Source organism: Streptomyces sp. Edi4 (assembly GCF_040253615.1).
Taxonomy (GTDB): domain Bacteria; phylum Actinomycetota; class Actinomycetes; order Streptomycetales; family Streptomycetaceae; genus Streptomyces.
Window position 1 is genome coordinate 5,960,804 of record NZ_JBEJGY010000004.1, and the last position, 15,328, is coordinate 5,976,131.

At 71.5% G+C, this 15,328-nt stretch carries 17 protein-coding genes and 1 pseudogene; all 18 read left to right on the forward strand.

All coding sequences use genetic code 11. The features are described 5' to 3' along the window. Positions 1 to 116: 116 nt before the first annotated feature. Positions 117 to 1,529 carry a proline--tRNA ligase gene (gene proS, locus ABR738_RS29180; protein ID WP_350232920.1) on the forward strand — a complete coding sequence of 471 codons (1,413 nt, stop codon included), beginning with the start codon at positions 117 to 119 and terminating at the stop codon, positions 1,527 to 1,529. Between the two features lie 312 nt (positions 1,530 to 1,841). Beyond that, a complete protein-coding gene (locus ABR738_RS29185; protein ID WP_350232921.1) occupies positions 1,842 to 2,447 on the forward strand; it encodes a hypothetical protein in 606 nt (201 codons plus the stop codon). 237 nt (positions 2,448 to 2,684) lie between these two features. Next, positions 2,685 to 3,122 carry a 30S ribosomal protein S16 gene (gene rpsP, locus ABR738_RS29190; RefSeq protein ID WP_350232922.1) on the forward strand — a complete coding sequence of 146 codons (438 nt, stop codon included), beginning with the start codon at positions 2,685 to 2,687 and terminating at the stop codon, positions 3,120 to 3,122. A 2-nt stretch (positions 3,123 to 3,124) separates the two neighbouring features. After that, complete coding sequence (locus tag ABR738_RS29195; protein ID WP_005311361.1) at positions 3,125 to 3,364, forward strand: RNA-binding protein; 240 nt, start codon at positions 3,125 to 3,127, stop codon at positions 3,362 to 3,364. A 184-nt stretch (positions 3,365 to 3,548) separates the two neighbouring features. Further along, a complete protein-coding gene (gene rimM, locus ABR738_RS29200; RefSeq protein ID WP_350232923.1) occupies positions 3,549 to 4,199 on the forward strand; it encodes a ribosome maturation factor RimM in 651 nt (216 codons plus the stop codon). Next, entirely contained in the window at positions 4,199 to 5,020 is an 822-nt protein-coding gene (trmD, locus tag ABR738_RS29205) for a tRNA (guanosine(37)-N1)-methyltransferase TrmD (protein WP_350232924.1), read from the forward strand. Before rimM ends, trmD begins: the two co-directional genes overlap by 1 nt. A gap of 125 nt (positions 5,021 to 5,145) precedes the next feature. Further along, a complete protein-coding gene (rplS, locus tag ABR738_RS29210; protein ID WP_350232925.1) occupies positions 5,146 to 5,496 on the forward strand; it encodes a 50S ribosomal protein L19 in 351 nt (116 codons plus the stop codon). 56 nt (positions 5,497 to 5,552) lie between these two features. Continuing rightward, positions 5,553 to 6,326 (forward strand): signal peptidase I, encoded by a 774-nt coding sequence (lepB, locus tag ABR738_RS29215; protein WP_350232926.1) that lies wholly within the window; start codon positions 5,553 to 5,555, stop codon positions 6,324 to 6,326. Further along, positions 6,319 to 7,032: pseudogene (gene lepB / locus ABR738_RS37785) on the forward strand (signal peptidase I); the annotation flags it as partial. The gene lepB (ABR738_RS29215) and the pseudogene lepB (ABR738_RS37785), both read left to right, overlap by 8 nt. Positions 7,033 to 7,324: 292 nt before the next feature. Further along, positions 7,325 to 8,308 (forward strand): signal peptidase I, encoded by a 984-nt coding sequence (gene lepB / locus ABR738_RS29225; RefSeq protein ID WP_502964250.1) that lies wholly within the window; start codon positions 7,325 to 7,327, stop codon positions 8,306 to 8,308. 101 nt (positions 8,309 to 8,409) lie between these two features. Next, positions 8,410 to 9,153: a signal peptidase I gene (lepB, locus tag ABR738_RS29230; RefSeq protein WP_350232929.1), complete on the forward strand. Its 744-nt coding sequence runs from the start codon at positions 8,410 to 8,412 to the stop codon at positions 9,151 to 9,153. A 49-nt stretch (positions 9,154 to 9,202) separates the two neighbouring features. Continuing rightward, positions 9,203 to 9,733, forward strand: coding sequence for an NUDIX hydrolase (locus tag ABR738_RS29235; RefSeq protein ID WP_502964251.1), 531 nt, complete (start codon positions 9,203 to 9,205; stop codon positions 9,731 to 9,733). 55 nt (positions 9,734 to 9,788) lie between these two features. Further along, positions 9,789 to 10,097, forward strand: coding sequence for a DUF2469 domain-containing protein (locus tag ABR738_RS29240; RefSeq protein WP_003965949.1), 309 nt, complete (start codon positions 9,789 to 9,791; stop codon positions 10,095 to 10,097). Between the two features lie 228 nt (positions 10,098 to 10,325). Then, entirely contained in the window at positions 10,326 to 10,703 is a 378-nt protein-coding gene (locus ABR738_RS29245) for a YraN family protein (protein ID WP_350232930.1), read from the forward strand. Position 10,704: 1 nt separating this feature from the next. Next, a complete protein-coding gene (locus tag ABR738_RS29250; RefSeq protein WP_350232931.1) occupies positions 10,705 to 12,321 on the forward strand; it encodes a YifB family Mg chelatase-like AAA ATPase in 1,617 nt (538 codons plus the stop codon). Next, positions 12,318 to 13,565, forward strand: a complete 1,248-nt coding sequence (gene dprA / locus ABR738_RS29255; RefSeq protein ID WP_350232932.1) for a DNA-processing protein DprA — start codon at positions 12,318 to 12,320, stop codon at positions 13,563 to 13,565. Before ABR738_RS29250 ends, dprA begins: the two co-directional genes overlap by 4 nt. A gap of 238 nt (positions 13,566 to 13,803) precedes the next feature. Continuing rightward, entirely contained in the window at positions 13,804 to 14,646 is an 843-nt protein-coding gene (gene whiG, locus ABR738_RS29260; protein WP_350232933.1) for an RNA polymerase sigma factor WhiG, read from the forward strand. A gap of 83 nt (positions 14,647 to 14,729) precedes the next feature. Continuing rightward, on the forward strand, positions 14,730 to 15,287 hold the full coding sequence (locus ABR738_RS29265; protein WP_350234793.1) for a TetR/AcrR family transcriptional regulator: 558 nt from the start codon (positions 14,730 to 14,732) through the stop codon (positions 15,285 to 15,287). The last annotated feature ends 41 nt before the right edge of the window (positions 15,288 to 15,328 follow it).

Consider the following 15,328-nt stretch of genomic DNA (forward strand, 5'->3'; position numbering starts at 1 on the left):
CGCATCCCGCCCCGCGTCCAGAGGGCGAAGGCGCCCGGCGCGCACCGCGCACGGCACGACCGGGGGGCCGGAAGGCGATTCACGCTCCGCCACCCACGCGCCGTACCATTCGCGCCATGGCAAAGGCACCCGTTCTCACGCCCCAGGCGGAAGACTTCCCGCGCTGGTACCAGGATCTGATCAACAAGGCCGAACTCGCGGACAACGGTCCCGTGCGCGGCACCATGGTGATCCGACCGTACGGCTACGGCCTGTGGGAGCGGATGCAGCACGAGATGGACGTACGCATCAAGGAAGCGGGCGCCCAGAACGCCTACTTCCCGCTCTTCATCCCCCAGTCTTACCTGACTCGCGAAGCTGAGCACGTCGAGGGCTTCGCGCCCGAGCTCGCGGTGGTCACGCACGGTGGCGGCAAGGAGCTCGAAGAGCCCGTCGTGGTCCGCCCCACCTCCGAGACGATCATCAACGATTCCTTCTCGAAGTGGATCCAGAGCTACCGCGACCTGCCCCTGCTCATCAACCAGTGGGCCAACGTGGTCCGTTGGGAGATGCGCCCGCGCGTCTTCCTGCGTACGAGCGAATTCCTGTGGCAGGAGGGCCACACCGCCCACGCCACCTATGAGGACGCACGCGACTACGCGGCCCGCATCCACCGGGACGTCTACGCCGACTTCATGATCAACGTCCTCGGCATCGACGTGGTCCTCGGCCGCAAGACCGCCAAGGAGCGCTTCGCCGGAGCCATCAACACCCTCACTCTGGAAGGGATGATGGGCGACGGGAAGGCGCTCCAGATGGGCACGAGCCACGAGCTGGGCACCAACTTCGCCAAGGCCTTCCAGACCCAGTACCTGTCCAAGGAGGGCAAGCAGGAGCTGGTCTGGCAGACCTCCTGGGGCGTCTCCACCCGCATGGTCGGCGGTCTGATCATGTCGCACGGCGACGACAACGGCCTGCGGGTGCCGCCCCGGCTCGCCGCCGTCCAGGTCGTGGTCGTGGCGATCAAGGGCGACGAGGCCGTCGCCAAGGCCCGCGAGGTGGGCGACCGCCTCAAGGCGGCAGGGCTGCGCGTGCAGGTCGACGACCGGGTGGAGACCCCCTTCGGGCGCCGCGCGGTGGACTGGGAGCTCAAGGGCGTCCCGGTCCGCGTCGAGATCGGCCCGCGCGACCTGGAGGCCGGCACGGCGATGCTGGCCCGCCGCATCCCCGGCGGCAAGGAGGCCGTCTCCCTCGACAAGCTCGCCGAACTGCTGCCCACCGTCCTCGAAGAGGACCAGGCGCTGCTCCTGAAGCAGTCCCGCGAGCGCCGGGAGTCCCGTACCAGCGACGTAGCCACGCCGGGTGAGGCCGCCGAGGCCGCGGTCGCCGGCGGCTGGGCGCGCATCCCGTGGGCCGACCTCGGCCCCGAGGGCGAGGCCGAGCTCGCCGAACAGGCGGTGTCCGTGCGGTGCCTGGTCGCCGAGGACGGGTCGGTGCCCGCCGGCGACGACGCGCCCGGTACGGTCGCGATCGTGGCCCGCGCCTACTGAGGGAGACCCGCGCCCATTGAGGGAGGCCCGAGGAAAGCACCGTCCGCCGCCACTGGCGCGGATGCGGCCACGACTCGGCCGAAACCCTTCTTGTGCACCGGACGGCAAGGGCCGCTCCGGCGTGTGGACTTGTGCTACGCGCCGGGGCGTACACGCCGCTACGTCATACCTTGGTGTGAGCTGTGAGCCTTCTCCGCAGATCAGCGCACCCGCCCTCGTCCGCACGCATCAATGCCAACTGACGGGTACGAGCAAATTATTTGGGATGCCCCGGAATAGGAACACAGCGGCACTGCGGCTCGTTGTCACGACGTGAGCACGACACCACCTGTTCTCGCCGCAGAGCTGGCACAGGCGTGGGCCGACATTCAGCGGTACCACCCCGAGCTGCCGGACCTAGCCGCGCCCGAGTCCCTGATCGGAGAGTCGTCGTCAGCCTGTGGCGCCGAGCTCTCCTTCGAGCGACTGCTCCATGAGGCAGTCCACGGCATTGCCGCCGCCCGCGGTGTCCGCGACACCTCCCGCGCCGGCCGCTACCACAACCGGAGGTTTTTGGCGATCGCCGAGGAGCTCGGCCTCGACCACCCCGAGGAACCGCACCCCAGCAGCGGCTTCTCCCTGGTCACGCTGAACGCCGAGGCCAGGCGCCGCTACCGCCCCACCATCGAACGGCTGCAACGCGCGCTCAAGGCGCACACCGTGGCCACCGCCGCCGACACCAAGCGCTCCTTCCGCGGCCCCGCCGCCCGGCACGGCTCCTCCGGAGGCGGCGTGCGGGTCAAGGCGGTCTGCGACTGCGGGCGCAACGTCCGCGTCGTGCCGTCCGTGCTGGCCCAGGCGCCCATCGTCTGCGGCGGCTGCGGCAAGCCGTTCCGCATTCCGGAAGGGGCCGAGGTGGTGGTCGCCGCGGTCGGCTGACCCCGGGCCCGGCCGCCGGCAGGGGCGGCGAGGTCCGGGGGAGCGGGCCCACCGGGGGTGCCCCACGGACCCCCGGCGTGAGCACCGCGGGCATGTGGCACAATGGCTAGCTGTACTCGACAGCCGCACAGGAACCCTCTCGCCTCCGGCTGACGCGTCCATCGGGCACCCGAGTACCGCAACCCCACGTGGCATCTCATGTGCCCAACCACGTCAAGACCAGGAGACACCACTCCAGTGGCAGTCAAGATCAAGCTCAAGCGCCTCGGCAAGATTCGCCAGCCGCACTACCGCATCGTCGTCGCCGACGCCCGCACTCGCCGTGACGGTCGCGCGATCGAGGAAATCGGTCTGTACCACCCGACGTACAACCCGTCGCGCATCGAGGTCGACGCCGAGCGTGCGCAGTACTGGCTGTCCGTCGGCGCCCAGCCGACCGAGGCCGTTCTCGCCATCCTGAAGCTCACCGGCGACTGGCAGAAGCACAAGGGCCTGCCGGCCCCCGCGCCGCTGCTCCAGCCGGAGACGAAGGACGACAAGCGCGCTTCCTTCGAGGCCTTCGCCAAGACCCTCGAGGCCGACGAGGCCAAGGGTGAGGCCATCACCCAGAAGGCCAAGAAGACCGAGAAGAAGGCGGACGAGGCCGAGGCCGCCGCCGAGTCGACCGAGGCCTGAGCATGCTCGAGGAGGCTCTCGAGCACCTCGTGAAAGGCATCGTCGACAACCCCGACGACGTGCAGGTCGCCTCGCGCAACCTGCGCCGGGGGCGCGTGCTGGAGGTCCGGGTCCACCCCGACGACCTCGGCAAGGTGATCGGCCGCAACGGCCGTACCGCCCGCGCCCTGCGCACCGTCGTGGGCGCAATCGGCGGACGTGGCATCCGGGTCGACCTCGTCGACGTGGACCAGGTCCGCTGACCAGATGGGTCGCTTTACCTAGATACGCCGGCTCGGGCCGGGGAGGGCTTTCGGCCCTCCCCGGCCCGTAGTCGTATTCCGGGCCATAGTGGCTATGGCCAGAACGAAGACCGCGGCCGCACCGGGGCCGCGGTTGTCGGAAGTCGCCCGAACCTGTCTGAAGCTGTCCGAAGGAGAAGCAAGCGTGCAGTTGGTAGTCGCGCGGATCGGCCGCGCCCACGGCATCAAGGGCGAGGTCACCGTCGAGGTGCGCACCGACGAGCCGGAGCTGAGGCTCGGCCCCGGCGCCGTCCTCACCACCGACCCCGCCTCGACGGGTCCGCTGACCATCGAGTCAGGCCGCGTGCACAGCGGCCGGCTGCTGCTGCGCTTCGAGGGCGTACGCGACCGCAACGCCGCCGAGGCGCTGCGCAACACCCTCCTGATCGCCGACGTGGACCCATCGGAGCTTCCGGACGAGCCCGACGCGTACTACGACCACCAGCTCATGGACCTCGACGTGGTGCTCGCCGACGGCACCGAGGTCGGCCGCATCACCGAGATCACCCACCTGCCCTCGCAGGACCTGTTCATCGTGGAGCGCCCCGACGGCACCGAGGTGATGATCCCGTTCGTCGAGCAGATCGTCACGGAGATCGACCTGGAGACGCAGCGCGCGGTCATCGACCCGCCGCCCGGCCTCATCGACGACCGCGCCGAGATCGCCTCGGCCCGGGACGAGGAGACGGGCGAGGACCGGTCCGCAGGGCCCGGCCAGGACCCGTCCGGGGAGCCCGGCGAGGGCCCGTCGGCAGAGCCCGGCGAGGGTTCCGCGAACGCCGGGGACGGGCACTGATGCGCCTCGACGTCGTCACGATCTTCCCCGAATACCTCGAACCGCTGAACGTCTCCCTGGTCGGCAAGGCCCGAGCCCGCGGCCAACTCGACGTCCACGTACACGACCTGCGGGACTGGACCCACGACCGCCACAACACGGTCGACGACACCCCCTACGGCGGCGGCCCCGGCATGGTCATGAAGACCGAGCCCTGGGGGGAGTGCCTGGACGAGGCCCTGGCGAACGGATACGAGTCCGGCGCGCACGGCCCCGTCCTGGTCGTGCCCACCCCCAGCGGTCGGCCCTTCACCCAGGAACTCGCCGTCGAGCTCTCCGAACGGCCCTGGCTGATCTTCACGCCGGCCCGCTACGAAGGCATCGACCGCCGCGTCATGGACGAGTACGCCACCCGGCTGCCCGTCTACGAGGTGTCCATCGGCGACTACGTCCTGGCCGGCGGCGAGGCGGCCGTCCTCGTGATCACCGAGGCCGTCGCCCGGCTGCTTCCCGGCGTCCTCGGCAACGCCGAGTCCCACCGCGACGACTCCTTCGCGCCCGGCGCCATGGCCAACCTCCTCGAAGGCCCCGTCTACACCAAGCCCCCGCAGTGGCGCGGCCGCACCATCCCCGACGTGCTGCTCAGCGGCCACCACGGCAGGATCGCCCGGTGGCGACGGGACGAGGCGCTGCGGCGGACCGCCCTCAACCGGCCCGATCTGATCGAGCGGTGCGACGCCGCCGCCTTCGACAAGAAGGACCGCGAAACCCTCTCCATCCTCGGCTGGGCACCCGAGCCCGGCGGCCGATTTTGGCGCAGGCCCGCCGACGTGGAAGAATAGGCAGCTGCTGTGCGCCGGCCGGCGCCCCTGCCACAGGGGGAACGACGCCCGCCTGAACCGCACAACACCCCATTCATCTCCAATTCCGCTGATGACCTGTGGCATCAGTGAGGAAGTAGTCCTTCATGGCAAGCCTGCTCGACTCCGTCAACGCCGCCACGCTGCGCAGCGACGTCCCGGCCTTCCGCCCGGGTGACACCGTCAACGTCCACGTCCGCGTCATCGAGGGCAACCGCTCCCGTATCCAGCAGTTCAAGGGCGTTGTCATCCGCCGCCAGGGCGCCGGTGTCTCCGAGACCTTCACGGTCCGCAAGGTCTCCTTCTCCGTCGGCGTCGAGCGCACCTTCCCGGTGAACTCCCCGATCTTCGAGAAGATCGAGGTCGTGACCCGCGGTGACGTCCGTCGCGCCAAGCTGTACTACCTCCGTGAGCTGCGCGGCAAGGCCGCGAAGATCAAGGAGAAGCGCGACCGCTGAGCCCCGGCTCACACCCGCGTACGGGTTTGACGGCGGCCGGATAAGCTCTGGCCCCGATGGACACCGAAGCACAGCACACGGAGCGCGACCCTCGCGCCGACCCCGACCAGGGGTCCGCACGGGGGTCGCGCTCCGCGCGTTTCACGACCCTGACGCGCCGCCTGGACGGCCCCTGGCGCAAAGCGGGGGCCCTCTTCGCGCTCTGCGTCGTGTTCCTGCTGCTGCTCAGCCACTTCGTGATGCAGCCCTTCCTCATCCCCAGCGGCTCGATGGAACCAACCCTCCAGGTCGGCGACCGCGTCCTGGTGGACAAGCTCGCCTACCGCTTCGGTGACAGTCCCCGGCGCGGCGACGTCGTCGTCTTCGACGGCCGGGGCTCCTTCGTGCGGGAGGCACCCGAGGGGAACCCGGTGGGGCGTGCCGTACGTTCCATGGGAGCGGCCCTCGGCCTGAGCGAGCCCGCCGAGACCGACTACGTCAAGCGCGTGATCGGCGTGGGCGGCGACCACGTCGTGTGCTGCGACCGGCACGGGAGGATCGAGGTGAACGGCACAGCCGTCGACGAGCCCTATCTCCATCCCGGCGACAGCCCCTCCCAGGTGCCCTTCGACATCGTCGTGCCCGAGGGCACCCTGTGGATGCTCGGCGACCACCGCTCCCGCTCCAGCGACTCCCGCGACCACCTCGGCGACCCCGGGGGCGGCATGGTGCCGGTGGACCGGGTGATCGGGCGCGCCGAGGTGATCGGCTGGCCGTTCGCGCGGTGGACGTCGGTCAAAAACTCCGACGCCTTCGCGGCCGTACGAGATCCGGGCGGCGGACATGGGTAGCCGGGGCCGGCCCCGCGCCGAGGCGCGCGACCAGCCGCTGCCCACCGGGACCCGCCCCACCACCACGCCGGCCGCCGGAGGCCGGCGCGCCCAGAGCGGCCGCGCGGACCGGCGCCGGCTCGCCCGCCGCGTCAAACGGCGCAGACGCAGATCGGCGGTCCGCGAAATACCGCTGCTGATCACCGTGGCGCTGCTCATCGCCCTCGTCCTGAAGACCTTCCTCGTGCAGGCCTTCGTGATCCCGTCCGGCTCGATGCAGCAGACGATCACCATCGGCGACCGCGTCCTGGTCGACAAGCTCACCCCCTGGTTCGGCTCAAAGCCGGAGCGGGGGGACGTCGTGGTGTTCAAGGACCCCGGCGGCTGGCTCAAGAGCGAGCAGAAGACGTCGCCCGACGAGGATCCCGTCGTGGTCAAGCAGGTCAAGGAGGGCCTGACGTTCATCGGTCTGCTGCCGTCCAACAACGAGCAGGACCTGATCAAGCGGGTCATCGCGGTCGGCGGGGACACCGTCAAGTGCTGCGGCACGGACGGCAGGGTCACCGTCAACGGCGTACCGCTGGATGAGCCCTACGTCTTCACGCCCCCCAGCGATCCGCCCTCGCACATCCAATTCGAGGTAAAGGTTCCAGCGGGCCGGATCTTCGTCATGGGCGACCACCGGTCCAACTCCGCCGACTCCCGCTACCACCTCGACGACGGGCACCAGGGCACCGTCCCCGTGAGCGGGGTCGTGGGCCGCGCAATGGTCGTGGCCTGGCCTTTCTCCCACTGGAGCAGGCTCTCGGTGCCGCCGACGTTCGCCTCGGTGGCCGCCGCGCCCCACGCTGCGGGGGCGGCCGCGTCGCATAGGGTGGCGTCCCGGGATCCGGCGGCGGAGCCCGACCAGACGACCCGGCCCCCGACCCCTGCGGAACTCCCGCTCGTTATGGGAGTGGTGGGCCTGAGCCTTCTGAGGGCCAGGCGGTGGCAACGAGTGAGGAGTGGATGTGGGGGATTTGGCGGTCGGCGCACGATCCGGACGCGAAGAGCCGGAGGAGCGGCCGGAGAACGAGCACGCCGATTCCTCCCCGGGACCCTCGGCGCAGCACGGCCCGGCGGACGCCTCGGCGCCCGGGCACCTGGTGCCGGCGCAGGACGGCGGCCGAGGGGAGGGACCGGGGGGCGCGGAGCCCGGTGACGGCGAGAGCCGCGCGCCCAGGAAGCCGCGTTCCTTCTGGAAGGAGCTGCCGCTCCTCATCGGCATCGCGCTGGTCCTTGCCCTGCTGATCAAGACGTTCCTCGTCCAGGCGTTCTCGATCCCCTCCGACTCGATGCAGGACACCCTCCAGCGCGGCGACCGGGTGCTCGTCGACAAGCTCACCCCGTGGTTCGGCGCCGAACCGCAGCGCGGCGAGGTCGTCGTCTTCCACGACCCGGGCGGCTGGCTCGACGGCGAGCCCACCCCCAGCCAGAACGCCGCGCAGAAGTTCCTCAGCTTCATCGGCCTGATGCCGTCCGCCGAGGAGAAGGACCTGATCAAGCGGGTCATCGCCGTTGGCGGTGACACCGTCGAATGCCAGAAGGGCGGCCCGGTCAAGGTCAACGGCAAGACGCTGACGGAGCCCTACATCTACCCGGGCAACACCGCCTGCGACGACAAGCCGTTCGGGCCGATCAAGGTCCCCCAGGGCCGGATCTGGGTCATGGGCGATCACCGCCAGGACTCGCTGGACTCCCGGTGGCACCAGGAGCTCCCGGGCGGCGGCACGGTCTCCAACGACGAGGTCGTCGGGCGTGCCTTCACGATCGCCTGGCCGCTCAACCGCCTCGACTGGCTCGGCGTTCCCGACACCTTCGACCAGCCCGGCCTGAGCGCGATGGGCACGGCGGCGCCCGCCGCAGCCGGCCTCGTCGGCGCCGTGCCGATGGTCCTGTGGCGGCGGCGCCGCAAGCTCCTTCAAGCGCAGGTCAAGGCGCAATCCCCGGTGGCCAAGGGCTGACCCGCGCGCATACCGCCGGGTAGGGTGCGGTCCCGGAAACCGATCTCCGGGGCCCCGGGCGTCACACGCGCCCCGGGGCCGCTCGGAAAGGGAGCGCTGCCATGAGGGGTAACGGACTGGACCACGACGGCGGCGGCCGGAGTCTCGCCAGTGTGCTGTCGGGACTCGCCGTCTCCGTCGGCTGTGTCCTCTTCCTCGGCGGGTTCGCCTGGGGCGCCGTGGAGTACAAGCCGTACACCGTGCCCACCCAGTCCATGTCGCCGACCGTCAAGGCGGGTGACCGGGTGCTCGCGCAGCGGATATCGGGCGGCGATGTGCGCCGAGGCGACGTCGTGGTCTTCCAGGACAAGGAGTGGGCCAACGTGCCCATGGTCAAGCGGGTCGTCGGTGTCGGCGGGGACACCGTGAAGTGCTGTGGCACCGACGGCAGGCTGACCGTCAACGGCACCCCGGTCGAAGAACCGTATCTGCACGGCAAGAACCCGGCCTCGGGGACGCCGTTCGAGGCCAAGGTCCCCCAGGGACAGGTCTTCCTGCTCGGCGACGACCGCTCGGTCTCACTCGACTCCCGCGTCCACCTCGACGACGCCGCCAACGGCTCGGTCCCGCTGACCGCCGTGAACGCCCGCGTGGACGCCGTGGCCTGGCCCCTGGGCGGCATGCTGGAACGCCCCGCGGGCTTCACACCGCTGCCGGGCGGCACCTCCCGGCCCGGCCCGCTGGAACTGATCCTGGGCGCCGTGGTGGCGGGCGCGGTCCTGATCCTGGCCGGGGCCCTCCAGGGGCCGGTCTCCTCCCTCACCCGGCGCCGCAGGGGCCGCGCCGCCTCGGCCGCCGGTCGGTGAAGCCGTGACGGAGCCGGTGGGACAGGAAGCCGGGGCGAGCCCGCCGGGGCTGCCGGGGCGCGAGGCGGCGGCGGTTCCGCAGGGGAGCGGGGCCGTGACGCGGCCGCGCAAGGTCGCCCGGGTCGTTCTGCTCGACCCCCAGGACCGCATCCTGCTCCTGCACGGCCACGAGCCCGAAGACCCGTCCGACACCTGGTGGTTCACGCCCGGCGGCGGCTTGGAGGGGGACGAGACCCGGGCCGAGGCCGCGCGGCGCGAGCTCGCGGAGGAGACCGGGATCACCGACATCGAGCTCGGCCCGGTGCTGTGGCGGCGCCACTGCTCCTTCCCGTTCGACGGGCGCCGCTGGGACCAGGACGAGTGGTACTACCTGGCCCGCACGGCCCAGACCGAGACCGGCCCGACGGCGCTCACGGAGCTGGAGCGGCGCAGTACCAAGGGTCTGAGGTGGTGGACCTCCGCCGAACTCCTCGCGGCCCGTGAGACGGTGTATCCGACCAGGCTCGCCGAGCTGCTGCGCACGCTGCTCGACGAGGGTCCTCCGCACGCGCCGGTGGTCCTGGACCCCGAAATCGTTTAGGGGCCCGGGAGGCTGACGCACAATAGGGGGACGCACGGCTGAAGGGGAACATGCCATGAGCGCCGAGGACCTCGAAAAGTACGAGACCGAGATGGAGCTGAAGCTCTACCGGGAGTACCGCGACGTCGTCGGTCTGTTCAAATACGTGATTGAGACCGAGCGGCGTTTCTACCTCACCAATGACTACGAGATGCAGGTGCACTCGGTGCAGGGCGAGGTGTTCTTCGAGGTGTCGATGGCGGACGCCTGGGTGTGGGACATGTACCGGCCGGCTCGATTCGTCAAGCAGGTACGGGTCCTCACGTTCAAGGACGTGAACATCGAAGAGCTCAACAAGAGCGATCTGGAGCTGCCGGGCGGCTGAAGCGGGGGCCGCCGGGGCTGAGGGGGCCAGGGTCGGGGGTCCAGGGGGCCGGGTCACCCGGGGAGCCGTCGTGGGGCCGGGCGCCGCCGAGGGGCCGGGCGCTGTCGGGGGGGGGGAGGGGGGAGGGCCCCCTTCGGGTGGCGGGGTTTTCCACAACCGAGGGGTTATCCACCAAGATCCACCCGTTTCGGCGCGATGCGTGAAAGTCGGTGCCGGAGGTGGTGCCGGATGAACGCTCGCGGAGCACTTGGAAAATACGGCGAAGACCTGGCGGTACGGCTGCTCGAAGCCGCCGGAATGACGGTCGTGGCCCGCAACTGGCGGTGCGGCAGGACCGGCGAGATCGACATCGTCGCCCACGACGACACCCGCCCCGGCGGGCCCACGCTCGTCATCTGCGAGGTCAAGACCCGCAGGACCACCGCCTACGAACACCCCATGGCCGCCGTCACACCCGCCAAGGCCGACCGTCTCAAACGCCTCGCCGGCCACTGGCTCGCCGGCCACGGAGGACCACCGCCCGGCGGCGTCCGCATCGACCTCGTCGGCGTCACCCTGCCCCGCAAGGGCGCCCCGCGTGCCGAACACGTGCGGGGGGTGGCCTGACATGGGATTCGCACGCACCTGCTCGGTCGCCCTGGTTGGCGTCGAAGGAGTCGTCGTCGAGGTCCAGGCCGACCTCGAACCCGGAGTCGCCGCCTTCACCCTGGTGGGGCTGCCCGACAAGAGCCTCGCGGAGAGCCGCGACCGGGTGCGGGCCGCGATCGTCAACTCCGGTGACCCCTGGCCCCAGAAGAAACTCACCGTCGGACTCAGCCCCGCGTCCGTCCCCAAGAGCGGCGCCGGCTTCGACCTCGCCATCGCCTGCGCGATCCTCGGCGCCGCAGAACGCATCGACCCCCGGGAACTGACCGACCTCGTCATGATCGGCGAGCTCGGCCTCGACGGGCGCGTACGGCCAGTGCGGGGCATCCTGCCCGCCGTGCTCGCCGCCGCCGAAGCCGGCTACGAGCAGGTGGTCGTCCCCGAACAGACCGCCGCAGAGGCGAGCCTGGTCCCCGGCATCTCCGTCCTCGGCGTGCGCAGCCTGCGACAACTCGTCGCCGTCCTCACCGACGAACCCGTACCCGAGGAAGAACCCGCCGACAGGAGCCGCCCCGACGCCATGCTCGCCGGGCTCGTCGTCCCCGGCGCCGGAGCCGGCACCGGCCTGACCGCCGGGCCGCGCGACGCGGACCTCGACCTCATCGACGTCGCGGGCCAGCACGCCGCCCGCGCCGCCCTCGAAATCGCCGCGGCAGGCGGCCACCACCTGCTGCTCTCCGGCCCGCCCGGAGCAGGCAAGACCATGCTCGCCGAACGACTGCCCGGCATCCTGCCGCCCCTGACCCGCCAGGAATCCCTCGAAGTCACCGCCGTCCACTCGGTCGCCGGAATCCTGCCGCCCGGCGAGCCCCTGGTACGCCGCGCCCCCTACTGCGCCCCGCACCACTCCGCCACCATGCAGTCCCTCGTCGGCGGCGGCAACGGCCTGCCACGCCCCGGCGCCGTCTCCGTCGCCCACCGAGGAGTCCTCTTCCTGGACGAAGCCCCCGAATTCGCGGGCAAAGCCCTGGACGCGCTGCGCCAGCCCCTCGAATCGGGGCACGTCGTCATCGCGCGCAGCGCCGGCGTCATCCGGCTCCCCGCCCGCTTCCAGATGATCCTCGCCGCCAACCCGTGCCCCTGCGGACGGCACACCCTGCACGGAGCGGGCTGCGAATGCCCCGCCGCCATGATCCGCCGCTACCAGGCCCGGCTCTCCGGCCCCCTCCTGGACCGCGTCGACCTGCGCGTCGAAGTCGAGCCCGTACGCCGCGAAGACCTCCTTGGCGGAGGCGGGCGGGGCGAGCCGAGCGCCGTCGTGGCCGAGCGTGTCCGCGCCGCCCGCGAACGCACCGCCGCCCGTTTGAGCGACACCCCCTGGAACAGCAACAGCGAAGTGCCGGGCCACGAACTGCGCACCCGCTGGCTCACCGCCCCCGGCGCCCTCACCGGCGCCGAACGCGACATGGAACGCGGCCTGCTCACCGCACGCGGCCTCGACCGGGTCCTGCGCGTCGCCTGGACCATCGCCGACCTCGCAGGCAACGACCGCCCCGACGCGGGCCACGTCGCCCTCGCCCTCGAACTGCGCACCGGCATCTCCCGAGGCGCACCCCTGCCAGTCGGGAGCACGCCATGAGCGCCGGGAACACCACCGGCACAGCCGACACCGCCGGCACAGCCGGCACAGCCGACAGCGTGAGCTCGGCCGACGCCGTGAACGCGGCAGCGCGCCGCGCCGAACGCCTCGCCAGGGCCGCCCTGACCCGCGTCATCGAACCCGGCGACGAACGCGGCGGGCTCTGGCTGCGCGTCTACGGCGCCGCCGGCCTCCTGCGCCGCCTCACCCACCCCCGAGGGCCCGAGGACGACCCACCAGGCGCCAGCGCCGCCCGGCTCGAAAGCCACCGCCGCCGGGCCGCCCTCGCCGACCCCGAACGCGACCTGGCCACCGCAGAGGCAGCGGGCGCCAGATTCCTCGTCCCGGGCGACGAGGAATGGCCGCGCCAACTCGACGACCTCGGCGACGCCCGGCCCGTCGGACTGTGGGTCCGAGGCCGACCCGACCTGAGGATGTGGGCGCTGCGCTCCGTCGCCGTCGTCGGCGCGCGGGCCTGCACGCCCTACGGAGCCCACATGGGCGCCGTACTCGGCTCGGGCCTCGCCGAGAAGGGATGGGTTGTCGTGTCCGGCGCGGCCGCCGGCGTCGACGGAGCGGTACACCGAGGCGCACTCGCCGCGAGCGGCGCCACCATCGCCGTCCTCGCGTGCGGAGTCGACGTCGTCTACCCGCGCGGCCACGCCGAGTTGATCGGACGCATCGCCGAACAGGGCCTCCTTGTAGGCGAATTACCGCCTGGTGATCACCCGACGCCCAGCAGGTTCGTGCTCCGCAACCGCGTCATCGCCGCGCTCACCCGGGGGACCGTCGTCGTGGAGGCCGAATACCGCAGCGGCTCGCTCGTCACCGCCCGCGCCGCGCAGAAGCTCGGACGCTTCACGATGGGCGTGCCGGGACCCGCCACGAGCGGGCTCTCGGCCGGCGTCCACGAACTCCTGCGCACCGACGCGGTCCTGGTCACCGACGCGGCGGAAATCGTCGAACTCGTGGGGGACATGGGTGACCTGGCGCCCGCGCGGCGCGGACCCGTCCTGCCGCGCGACCTCCTCGCTCCCGGCGCCGCCCAGGTGCTGGAAGCCCTCCCGTCACGGGGCTGCGCCGGCGTACGCGACCTCGCCAGAGAAGCTGGCACCAGCACCGACGAAGCCCTCAGCCGGCTCTATGAACTGCACTCCCTCGGATTCGTCGAACGAGTCGGCGACGGCTGGAAGTTGACGCGCGGCGCCTTCGATACGGCGAACGCGCGGCGAGGCGTTGCTTGACCCGGCGCATTCGGGTGACAAGGTGAGTGGCGATGGCCGCCGCGAGCCGCACACCTGCGCTTTTCGTGTGGGCGCGCGGCGCGCGACCCCCACCGACGCCCGCGTCCCGAGCAGGGGCGGCGGCCGCGCCCGGTCCGAGGCCTTCGCGCACCGCGACCGCACAGTCACGCTACGCTCACGGGACCCGACCGAAAACAGCCCCCGCCCCATGTCACAGCAGAACGGCTCAAGGCAACGCATGCCCCAGCACACCTCCGGGTCTGACCGCACGGCAGCGCCCCCCGCTGCCCGCGGCAGCGGCACCGTGCGGCCACCAGCGCCCTCGTCCCTCGACGAGCTGTGGCGGTCGTACAAGGCCACCGGCGACGAGCGGCTGCGCGAACAGTTGATCCTGCACTACTCGCCCCTGGTGAAGTACGTCGCGGGACGGGTGAGCGTGGGCCTGCCGCCCAACGTCGAGCAGGCCGACTTCGTCTCATCGGGAGTCTTCGGCCTCATCGACGCCATCGAGAAGTTCGACATCGAGCGGGCCATCAAGTTCGAGACGTACGCCATCACCCGTATTCGCGGCGCGATGATCGACGAACTGCGCGCCCTCGACTGGATCCCGCGCTCCGTGCGGCAGAAGGCACGCGCCGTGGAACGCGCCTACGCGACCCTCGAAGCCCAGCTCAGACGCACGCCCTCAGAGGCCGAAGTGGCCGCCGAGATGAGCATCGCGGTCGAGGAACTGCACGCCGTCTTCAGCCAGTTGTCCCTCGCCAACGTCGTGGCCCTGGAAGAACTGCTCCACGTCGGCGGGGAGAGCGGCGACCGGCTCAGCCTCATGGACACCCTCGAGGACACCTCCGCCGACGACCCCGTCGAAGTCGCCGAGGACCGCGAACTGCGCCGGCTGCTCGCCCGCGCCATCAACACGCTCCCCGAGCGTGAGAAGACCGTCGTGACGCTCTACTACTACGAAGGCCTCACACTCGCCGAGATCGGCAACGTGCTGGGGGTCACCGAGAGCCGGGTCAGCCAGATCCACACCAAGTCCGTCCTGCAACTGAGGGCCAAACTGGCCGACGTCGGGCGATGAGGGACGCCGGTGAATCGTCCCTGCCGACCGCCCCGGCGGCCCGGCCGTAAAGTGGAACAGTGCCCAGGATCCGAGCGGCCTCCGTGGCCGAGCACCGCACCATGCAGCGCGACGCCCTCCTTGACGCCGCCCGCTCCCTGCTGTCCGAAGGCGGGACGGAAGCGCTGACGTTTCCGGCCCTGGCCGAGCGCACGGGCCTCGCCCGCTCCTCCGTGTACGAGTACTTCCGCTCCCGCGCCGCGGTCGTCGAAGAACTCTGCGCCGCCGATTTCCCGCGCTGGGCCGCCGAGATCGAAGGGGCGATGGAGCGGGCCGAGACCCCGGTCGCCAAGGTCGAGGCGTACGTACGCCACCAGCTCGGCCTCGTCGGCGACCAGCGGCACCGCGCCGTCGTCGCCATCTCCGCAAGCGAGCTCGACGCCGGGGCCCGCGAAAAGATCCGGGCCGCGCACGGTGGCCTCATCGCCATGATCGTCGAAGCGCTCGCCGACCTGGGCCACGACCAGCCCCGCCTCGCCGCGGTCCTCCTCCAGGGCATCGTCGACGCCGCGGTCCGCCGCATCGAACAGAGCCCCACGGAACCCCCGTCCGCGATCGCGGACGCGGCGGTGGCCCTGGCCCTCAGAGGCGTCGAGCGCTAACCCCTCCCAGGGGGCCTCCCCCCCCACCCCCCCACCCCCAC

Coding starts and splice junctions, on each gene's coding strand:
- proS (WP_350232920.1), top strand. CDS start 117: ATGGCAAAGGCACCCGTTCTCACGCCCCAGGCGGAAGACTTCCCGCGC.
- ABR738_RS29195 (WP_005311361.1), top strand. CDS start 3,125: ATGCTCGAGGAGGCTCTCGAGCACCTCGTGAAAGGCATCGTCGACAAC.
- trmD (WP_350232924.1), top strand. CDS start 4,199: ATGCGCCTCGACGTCGTCACGATCTTCCCCGAATACCTCGAACCGCTG.
- rplS (WP_350232925.1), top strand. CDS start 5,146: ATGGCAAGCCTGCTCGACTCCGTCAACGCCGCCACGCTGCGCAGCGAC.
- lepB (WP_350232926.1), top strand. CDS start 5,553: ATGGACACCGAAGCACAGCACACGGAGCGCGACCCTCGCGCCGACCCC.
- lepB (WP_350232929.1), top strand. CDS start 8,410: ATGAGGGGTAACGGACTGGACCACGACGGCGGCGGCCGGAGTCTCGCC.
- ABR738_RS29240 (WP_003965949.1), top strand. CDS start 9,789: ATGAGCGCCGAGGACCTCGAAAAGTACGAGACCGAGATGGAGCTGAAG.
- ABR738_RS29245 (WP_350232930.1), top strand. CDS start 10,326: ATGAACGCTCGCGGAGCACTTGGAAAATACGGCGAAGACCTGGCGGTA.
- ABR738_RS29250 (WP_350232931.1), top strand. CDS start 10,705: ATGGGATTCGCACGCACCTGCTCGGTCGCCCTGGTTGGCGTCGAAGGA.
- dprA (WP_350232932.1), top strand. CDS start 12,318: ATGAGCGCCGGGAACACCACCGGCACAGCCGACACCGCCGGCACAGCC.
- whiG (WP_350232933.1), top strand. CDS start 13,804: ATGCCCCAGCACACCTCCGGGTCTGACCGCACGGCAGCGCCCCCCGCT.